This window comes from Bacillus sp. HNG, from assembly GCF_003400205.1.
Lineage (GTDB): Bacteria > Bacillota > Bacilli > Bacillales > Bacillaceae_L > Ferdinandcohnia.
In genome coordinates, this window is record NZ_QUQV01000021.1 from 45331 (window position 1) to 54152 (window position 8822).

An 8822-nucleotide genomic window follows, 5' to 3' on the forward strand; every position below is an offset into this window, starting at 1 on the left:
GTGAAGCAATGATTATTCCATTTATAAAAAAAGATTTATTAGTGTTGATACGGAATCCACAGGAACTACTCGTTTTAGTTCTAATGCCTCTCATCCTTATTGCCATTCTGGGCTTTGCTTTAGGTGGGGTGATGGCAGGTGACACAACTTCCATTTCAGCTAAGGTTGCTTTCATTGATAATAGTGATGAACAAAAGGACATAGATGCTTTTGTCCAAAAGGTAAAGGCAGAGGGATTGCCACAAGAGGCAGAAACTGCATTAATCCAGGGAGCGGACCAACTACGTCCTATTCAGATTTTGCTAGATGAAGTGTTTGGGAGTAAGGAATTAAAAGAAATTGTAGAGCTTGAGCAAGTGAAGCCCGAACAATTGAATGAACTTAAAAAAGATGACCAATATTCTGCTATCATAGAGATACCTGAAAATTATACATTTGATGTACTTTCCTCAGCATTACTTGATGAGCCTTATACAGCGACGATCAGACTCTATAAAAATGAAGGAAAAGAGATTTCTCCAAAAGTAGTGGAGGATGTACTAGTGAATTTTCAAAAGCAAATGACTTCTATGACTGTCATTGGAAAAGCGGGAATCCAGTTAGAAGCAGTTGGGAGTGCAAAGTTAGGAGAAATTGACACTGTAACAAAACGAGAACCAATTAATTCCCTGCAATATTATTCCGTCGGTATGAGCGTTATGTTTATTATGTTTATTGCGTCTCACCTAGGTTCATTTGCGTACCGTGAAAAGCAATTACAGGTGTATAATCGAATTATTTTATCGAATACATCCAGATGGTCGTATTTGGGTGGTATTTTTTTCTCGGTTATGGTTATTTCGATTGTTCAGCAAGCCATTTTATATGGCGTTACTTCTCTTGTATTTGATGTGGTTTGGAATGATCTTCTTGGATTTTTCCTAGTTAATTTGTCACTATGCTTTGCGATTGGAGGAGTAGGGGCATTGTTAACCGCATTAAATTTCCGAATTGATTCAGAAGGTGTGTCAAACTTTTTTGGAAATGTGATGGTTGCGATTTTATCTTTTTTAGGTGGTAGTTTTACACCGATTGGTGAAACTTCTTCGGTAATTGGGGTATTGGGCAATTTCACGCCAAATGGTGCAGGGATGACTGCATTATTGCAATTGCTGCAAGGTGTAGAGCTTTCAGAGATTGATCATCATATCATATATTTGCTTGGCTTTGGTTTGGTGATGCTAACAGCGGCTGTATTTAGCTTTCCGAGAAGAGGTGATGCTATATGATGAGTATTTTACAGGCAAAATTTAAATTGTTTTTAAGAAAGCCAATGCTTATGATTGGCATGACCGTGATGAGTATTGTCTTTGCTTTATTATTAGGTGCTGCAAATTATACAACTATCAATATACCCGTATATACGGAGATTGAAAATATAGAAGAAACGGCACTATGGAAGGATTTAACCCAGTCGCAAAGTTTTGAGTTTATGCCAGTTACGGAAGATAAAGCCAAGAAAATGGTCAGTGAAGGTGATGCTGAGGCTGCGGTGAAGTTGGAGGAGGACTCCTACAAGATTGTCGTAGTGACAGAAACGTCTAATCTTCATTTGTTAGAAAGCTATCTTCAAACCTTTTATGGGGATCTTTTGCTGGAAGATAAAATTAAAGAAGCAACGGCAACAAGTAGCTATATCGATCCTGATGCCATTTTAGAGGAATTAAAAGAAAAGGAAAAGAACCCGTTATTTAAGATTCAGGCTGCTTCTTTCCGTGGTGATGATGCCGTGATTATTGATAACCAGCTACAGACGATTTTTGGATTTACTTTATTCTTTGTCATTTACACCATCTCCTATAATGTCCACAACATTTTACAGGAGAGAACGTGGGGAGTTTGGGACCGCATGATTTTATCCCCATTAAAAAAATGGGAGATGTACGCAGGTAATTTAGTGTATAGCTTCCTCATGGGATACGTTCAGGTTGCTATTATCTTTTTCGTGTTCCGCTATGGTGTTGGGGTAGACTTTTACGGGGGATTTGGAAAAATATTAATTGTTTTAGTCCCATATGTCTTTTCAATTGTCGCCTTAGCTCTGTTTTTAGTTAGTGTTGTAAAAAGTACGCAGCAATTCAATGCCATTATTTCACTTGTATCGGTCTCTTTATCGATGCTTGGCGGGGCTTATTGGCCATTGGAAATTGTTAGCTCAGACTTTTTATTGAAGGTATCAAACTTTGTGCCAATTAAACATGCGATGGAAGGCTTAAAAGCTGCTACCATTTATGGAGCACCAATGAGTGAAATACTCTATCCAATCAGCATTCTGATATTAATGGGTGTGGTGCTAATCGGAATTGGAATTAATGTGATGGAACGAAAAAATGCATAATCTATGTATGGAAAAGGCAGGGGCGATCGGCTCCTGCCTTTTATTCGTTTAGGGTTGGGTCATGATTTACATAAAATATGGGTAAAATTGAATATAAAAAGAACTTTGATAAGGAGAAATGGCGGTATGGGGTATTATGATCAGGATTATGTAAATCAGAGATCAAAACGAAGAAGTTGCGGTGGTTGGTTTTTTTCAGCATTAATTGGCGCCATCATTGGTGCGTTGCTTATTATTGTTTTATTACCGACGTTATCCAAGTATCATTTACTTCCTTACGAGGAGAATGGAGCTCCCGAAGAGGTAAATGGACTAGATGATGTGGAGAAAAAAGCACCGACAGCAGGAGAGAGTGTCCAGCAGACAATTAATGTTAGCGTGACGTCTGAAATCACCAATGCTGTGAATCGGGTAAATGAAGCAGTTGTGGGCATTGTTAATCTTCAACAAACCAATTTTTGGGCGGAGGAGGCTACTGCAGCAGGAACAGGCTCAGGAGTTGTATATAAAAAGGGAAATGGCAAAGCATTTGTTGTTACAAATCACCATGTCATTGAAGGAGCTTCAGATATAGAAGTTAGTTTAAGTGATGGCTCAAGGGTGAAGGGAAGATTACTGGGTAGTGACATTTGGACGGATTTGGCGGTAGTTGAAATTGACGCGAGCCATGTAGAAAAGGTTGCTCAATTTGGGAACTCCGATACTATTAATCTGGGGGAGCCAGTCATTGCTATTGGAAACCCATTAGGACTTGAATTTTCCGGGTCTGTTACTCAAGGCATTATTTCTGGTTTAAATCGGACGATTCCGGTTGATATTAATCAGGATGGAGTGCCTGATTGGAATGCTGATGTCATGCAAACCGATGCTGCAATTAATCCAGGTAATAGTGGAGGCGCGCTTGTGAACATTAAGGGCGAAGTCATCGGCATTAATTCGATGAAAATTGCACAGGAAGCGGTTGAAGGAATTGGTCTATCGATTCCTATTACAAGTGCAAAGCCCATTATTGAGGATCTTGAACTATATGGAGAGGTGAAACGACCATTTATGGGAGTGGGACAGCTTAGGTCACTAAGTGAGATTTCCTCCTACCATCGTGCACAAACCTTACATCTACCGAATGAGGTAACGGAAGGAGTAGCTGTTTTAGAAGTATTACGAAACACACCGGCATCTCAAGGGGGATTACGCGAGCTAGATGTTATTGTAGAACTAGATGGTGAAATAATTACATCAGTGGTAGAACTAAGAAAGCATTTATATAAAAAATCAGTAGGAGACAAAATGGAGGTCACCTTCTACAGAGCGGGTGAAAAGAAAAAGGCGACCATCCAATTGGCAAGAGAATCGATGTAGGTATCACAAACAGGGGAGTAAGGATTCTCCCTGTTTTTTTGTGAACAAAATAATATGCTAAAATGGGTAAGATAAGAACATGTGGATAAGGAAAATTAAACAGAAAAAGTTATACCCATAATTCCCAATGGGCTGTGGGTAAGATTGATGGAGGAAGAAAAGTATGATTAAATGCTGTGAAGAACATGTTGAATTAGCTTTAGATATTGTGGTGGACGAACATGAGGTTGCACCGATTATGACGAAAATTGAAGAAGAAAACTTATCAACAACCTGTGAATTTTGTCAAAATAAGGCGGTATATGTTGTGGGGAACTAATATTCTCATACAAGATGTGGATAGAAAATGTGGATATGTGGATAACTCCTGTGGATAGTTTGTTTGTAAAATGTGAGTGAAGTGGGGATAAGTGTGAACATCACAATTGTGACAATTGGAAAGTTAAAAGAAAAATATTTGATCCAAGGGATCAATGAATACTTAAAACGATTAACAGCTTATGCAAAAGTGGAAATCATAGAGCTTGCTGACGAGAAAGCACCAGAAAATTTAAGTGAGACCGAGATGGAACAGGTGAAGCAAAAAGAGGGAGCGCGAATTCTTGCGAAGCTATCGGACGATACCCATGTAATTGCATTAGCAATTGAAGGCAAAATGAAATCATCCGAGCAGCTAGCTGCGGATATTGATAACCTAGCAACCTATGGAAAAAGCAAAATTGCCTTTGTCATCGGTGGATCTCTTGGATTAAGTAAGGATGTCATGAAGCGGGCAAATGATACATTGTCATTTTCAAAAATGACTTTTCCCCATCAGTTGATGAGGTTGATATTGGTGGAGCAGGTGTATCGGGCTTTCAGGATTATTAGGGGGGAACCGTACCATAAATAGAGTGATAAGTTGAAGATTTCCTTCAAATGTTTTCTTACATGGCGTTGGCTTTGTTAAGCATTGTTCCAACATTCTCTAACGATCTATCAATGGATTTATTAGTTCTGTGGAACTACAATATCGTTAGGGACCAAGTAATCATTCATCTAAGTAATAACCACCAAAACTTCTATCATTAAGAAAAACCCACTGAATTCGGGGATTCAATGGGTTTTTCAGCAACTTCTCAAATAAAGTGTATTTTACTCAGGCTTTACAGCTATAAATTCGTCAATCGTTTCAGGGGTGTGTTTTCCTTCTTTTCCTTGGAAAAGGTCAATATTAACGGTCACATCCATGCATCCAAGATATTTTCCATTTTTATCGCGTACTGCCATGAATTTTTGATAAATTTGACCAGTTTCTTCACCAGAGCGTTTTGGAAACCAAAATTCCCATTCGTCACGTGCTCCTGAACGGAAATCATTCAACAATTTTTCTACGTGATGAGCCATTCTTGGGTGAAGCTCAAGGACATGGCGACCAATCGCTTCTTTACGACGTCCATGCACGCGGTTAGGATTATTTGAATACCAGCGGAAAATATCGTTGGCATCGCAAAAACCCATTTCAAATGGTAAAAGATTAATAATTGAATCCAAAGTGCTTGCTTTTATTTCACCAGTTTCAAAATTAATAACAGCATCAGGACTAATTAATTCGGATAATTTTTCTTCAGACATTAAAAAAACCTCCTATATATAATCTCCGTTTATGAGAAGAATAAAATAGTATATCGACTTAGGTGATTTTATCTAATTCATTAATAATGATAGCATTAATACTGATAACCACATGTGATCTATCTCACAAATGTTGTTTTTGATCATTACTTGTAATTGAGGAACTGAAAGGACCAATCACCAAGTTAGAATACGGATCCTACTATGAAGGCCCGACTAGGATAGGAACCAGTCGGGCCTTTGGAATACGAAAGGCAGGATTTATTTGAAAATTTGATGTGATAGTACCGTCCCTTGTTTCATCGTACTACCTGGTTGATACAATTGATTTTCTTTTATATAACAAGGAACCCATGATAAAGGCAATTCCACCCCATAGGAGCATGTTTCCAAAACCAAACCAAAGGGGGGCTGAAAGAATAGAAGTATTGTAGACCATACTGTCTCTTAGACCGTCTGCAAAATAGGTGAGCGGAAGAATGTTTGATACAGGCTGCAGCCATTCGGGCATTGTTTCAATCGGAAAGAAAATCCCGCTTACAAACATCATCAGAAAGCTGATAATGTTCGCTACTCCCATGTAGGCCTCATTTGTATTGCTAAATGAAGAAATAAAATAACCAATTGCATTGAAGGAGAGGGCTCCCATTAAGAAAACCAGCAGTAAACTAGGGAAATTAATAAACAGATTAGCTCCAAATAGGAATACGCCTATTAAGGATAAGAGAAAGATTTGAATGATGCTAAATAACAGACGCATTACCATGTCGCTAAGGCCAAAGATACCCATTTTTGCCGGGGTCATCCGTAGCCTTTTTATTAACCCTTTTCTGCGCATGTCAACTAAGTCAACCATTCCGAATAAGCCACCTTGGGCGATCGATAAAGCAATCATTCCGGTTAAAAGAAAATCAGTATACTTTAATTCCGGACTGCCTGAGGAAATGGTTTCAAATTGTTGCTCATAGGTTGGGGTTGCACCAACTGCTTGCAAGTTTGCCTGCTGAATGAATTTATCCAGGATACCAGATACGACTTGGGTTGAAACACTTTGTTCATTTTCTTTGTTTACGATCAGTTTAATCGATGTTGCCTGTGCTGATTCAGGCAAGATGATGGCAGCATCAACTTCCTTCTCTTTTACTAAAACTTTTGCTTTCCCTTCACTAACAGAACTATTTTCACTTGTTTCAATAATAGGGATTTTTTGTAATTGACTGGCCATCATAGTAGACATTTCATTTGAAGATTCATTAACAATAACAACTTTGGTGCTGAAATCATCATTTGAACCACCGCTAAAGATGGTCATAAAGATAACCATTAGAATAATAGGAAAAAAGATTCCCCAAAACCACGCTTGTTTTTCACGGAATGTTAATTTTAATTGTGCAAGGAACATTTGTTTAAATTGCTTGAGATTATTCATCTTAATCCCTCCACTCCTTACCGGTATAAGCGATAAAGACATCTTCAAGACTCATTTCGTGAATCGAAACTTGTTCGACTTGATATTCCTTGTCTTTTGTAAATTTAAATAGGTCAAACAGTAAATCCTCGGGTTTAATTGTCCATAGCTTAAGTGCGGCATCTTCGCGTTCCGTCCGTGTCACAGAATCAAGAGCTTTTGCAAAAAGCTCTGCATCAAGAGCGGCTTTCTCTCCATCTAGGAAGGATAGTCGAACCTCTCTTTCATTTGTTAATTTTTCGATTAATCCGGTGGGGGAGTCCAAGGTTACGACCAACCCCTGGTCAACGATGCACACCCGGTCGCTAAGTTTTTCCGCCTCTTCCATGTAATGAGTGGTGAGAATAGTCGTTTTCCCTAATTTCTTAAGCTCAAGAATAATCTCCCAAACATTGCGTCGTGCCTGAGGATCCAGTCCGGTTGTTGGTTCATCCAAGAATACGACTTCAGGATCACTAATCATGGCAAGCCCGATTGCAAGGCGTTGCCGTTGACCACCAGATAATTTTTTGACTTGATTCTTACGGTGCTCGGTTAGATTAACTAATTTAAGAATTTCCTCTGTTGACCGCGCCTTATCATAAAATGTAGCAAATAGATTCAAATTTTCTTCAGGCGTCAATAAGTCAAACATGGCACTAGATTGTGGCTGCACACCAATTTTCTTTTTTATGGTTATGGCGTGCTTGTTCCAGTTCAATTCACCAAACTGTATTTCTCCATGATCCGGTGTAACCAAGCCTTCAATCATCTCGAGTGTTGTGGTTTTTCCTGCCCCATTAGGTCCGATGATGGTAAAAATCTCTCCTTCTTTTACAGAAAAGCTAATATCTTTAACGGCTTGAATGGAACCAAAGGATTTTTTTAAATTCCGAACCTCTAAAATATTCATTGTTACATCACCTTTCTTAAATGCCAGTGATTGTTGCAAAACTCTCAATTTCCAAAAATGATACCAAGTTATTTTTATGTTGTGGAATCTTTAAAGATTCATAAATTTTGAGGATACTCAGGTCAAGATGAGCAAATGGATTTTTGAAAAACTGTCGGTTTTACAGATAGGGGAACTGGATCATAAGTAAATGAAGTTTTTAAAAAAGGAGTCATAATCTCTATCAAAAATCACAAAAAGAAGGGCGTTCTTGACGGAGAAAACTGTATAAAACAAAAAAATGGAGATGTGACCCCATTTTTTTATCCCTTGTTTATCAAGGGGCGCTCCTGTAAATATAAAGCTAGATCTGGACTGTTTCCTTCAACAATCTCCTCGACAATCAACTTTGATAGCAATTGACTATAAACCGTCCCATTATCACCAAAGGCAAATAGAAAATAGCTATTAGGATATTCTTCATATTTACCAATAATCGGAATGCCGTCTAAAATGCCTCCATAAAATGCAGTCAAGTAATATTCGGGCTGTACTCTTATATTAGGAAACATTTTATTAAACTCTTCAATTAGTTTATTCTTTTTGTTAATCAATTTACTGTCGCGGTCTTCAGGGTATGTGGTAGTATCATCAAGTCCGCCTATGATAATTCTGTTATCTCTAGTTGTACGCAAATATAAATAGGGACGGGCCGTTTCCCAGATAAGTGTCCGATTATACCATTCAGAGAGATCTTCAACTGGATTGGTGGTTACCGTATATGTACTTACAAAGGAAGCTTTTTTCTCCTTTTTAATTTCTATTCCTTCATAACCTGCTGCAAAAATAACATAGCGTGCTTGGATAGAATACTCATTCTTTGTAGAAACAATCATCTTTCCAAGTGCCTTATCGTTGTTTATCAAGACCTAAATTAAAAAAAGTTAGATAAACTAAAGGTCATAACATATTTTATATGACTAATATGTTATGACCTTTCTTCTTCAACTAAACCAGCTAATAGGATGTCAATATTTTTCTGTAAAATTATTAAACAGTTAATGATATACTAAAAATGCGCATGCCAAATAACCCTCCTCATCCATATTGGAAGGTTTTTCATGTATTACTTA

At 38.0% G+C, this 8822-nt stretch carries 8 protein-coding genes and 1 pseudogene; 5 read left to right on the top strand and 4 right to left on the bottom strand.

Annotated elements, in window-relative coordinates:
- The first annotated feature begins 8 nt into the window (after nucleotides 1–8).
- The 5 genes from DZB84_RS22185 to rlmH all read left to right on the top strand — a co-directional run bounded on the left by DZB84_RS22185 (nucleotide 9) and on the right by rlmH (nucleotide 4628).
- The gene (locus DZB84_RS22185; RefSeq protein ID WP_116354477.1) at nucleotides 9–1268 is read left to right on the top strand and encodes an ABC transporter permease; all 1260 of its coding nucleotides are present in this window, start codon (nucleotides 9–11) and stop codon (nucleotides 1266–1268) included.
- On the top strand, nucleotides 1265–2377 hold the full coding sequence (locus DZB84_RS22190; protein ID WP_116354478.1) for an ABC transporter permease: 1113 nt from the start codon (nucleotides 1265–1267) through the stop codon (nucleotides 2375–2377). The genes DZB84_RS22185 and DZB84_RS22190 overlap by 4 nt, the downstream gene beginning before the upstream one ends.
- 126 nt (nucleotides 2378–2503) lie before the next feature.
- Complete coding sequence (locus tag DZB84_RS22195; RefSeq protein ID WP_116354479.1) at nucleotides 2504–3736, top strand: S1C family serine protease; 1233 nt, start codon at nucleotides 2504–2506, stop codon at nucleotides 3734–3736.
- Nucleotides 3737–3899: 163 nt separating this feature from the next.
- A complete protein-coding gene (locus tag DZB84_RS22200) occupies nucleotides 3900–4055 on the top strand; it encodes a CxxH/CxxC protein (protein WP_116354480.1) in 156 nt (51 codons plus the stop codon).
- Nucleotides 4056–4148: 93 nt separating this feature from the next.
- Complete coding sequence (gene rlmH / locus DZB84_RS22205) at nucleotides 4149–4628, top strand: 23S rRNA (pseudouridine(1915)-N(3))-methyltransferase RlmH (protein ID WP_116354481.1); 480 nt, start codon at nucleotides 4149–4151, stop codon at nucleotides 4626–4628.
- Between the two features lie 242 nt (nucleotides 4629–4870).
- Here rlmH and DZB84_RS22210 read toward each other — a convergent pair whose 3' ends face one another.
- The 4 genes and pseudogenes from DZB84_RS22210 to DZB84_RS22225 all read right to left on the bottom strand — a co-directional run.
- Entirely contained in the window at nucleotides 4871–5350 is a 480-nt protein-coding gene (locus DZB84_RS22210) for a PAS domain-containing protein (protein WP_116354482.1), read from the bottom strand.
- Nucleotides 5351–5657: 307 nt separating this feature from the next.
- Nucleotides 5658–6779, bottom strand: coding sequence for an ABC transporter permease (locus tag DZB84_RS22215; protein ID WP_223254532.1), 1122 nt, complete (start codon nucleotides 6777–6779; stop codon nucleotides 5658–5660).
- Nucleotide 6780: 1 nt separating this feature from the next.
- Nucleotides 6781–7710 carry an ABC transporter ATP-binding protein gene (locus DZB84_RS22220; RefSeq protein ID WP_116354483.1) on the bottom strand — a complete coding sequence of 310 codons (930 nt, stop codon included), beginning with the start codon at nucleotides 7708–7710 and terminating at the stop codon, nucleotides 6781–6783.
- 302 nt (nucleotides 7711–8012) lie between these two features.
- Nucleotides 8013–8582: pseudogene (locus DZB84_RS22225) on the bottom strand (NAD(P)/FAD-dependent oxidoreductase); the annotation flags it as partial.
- Between the last annotated feature and the right edge of the window lie 240 nt (nucleotides 8583–8822).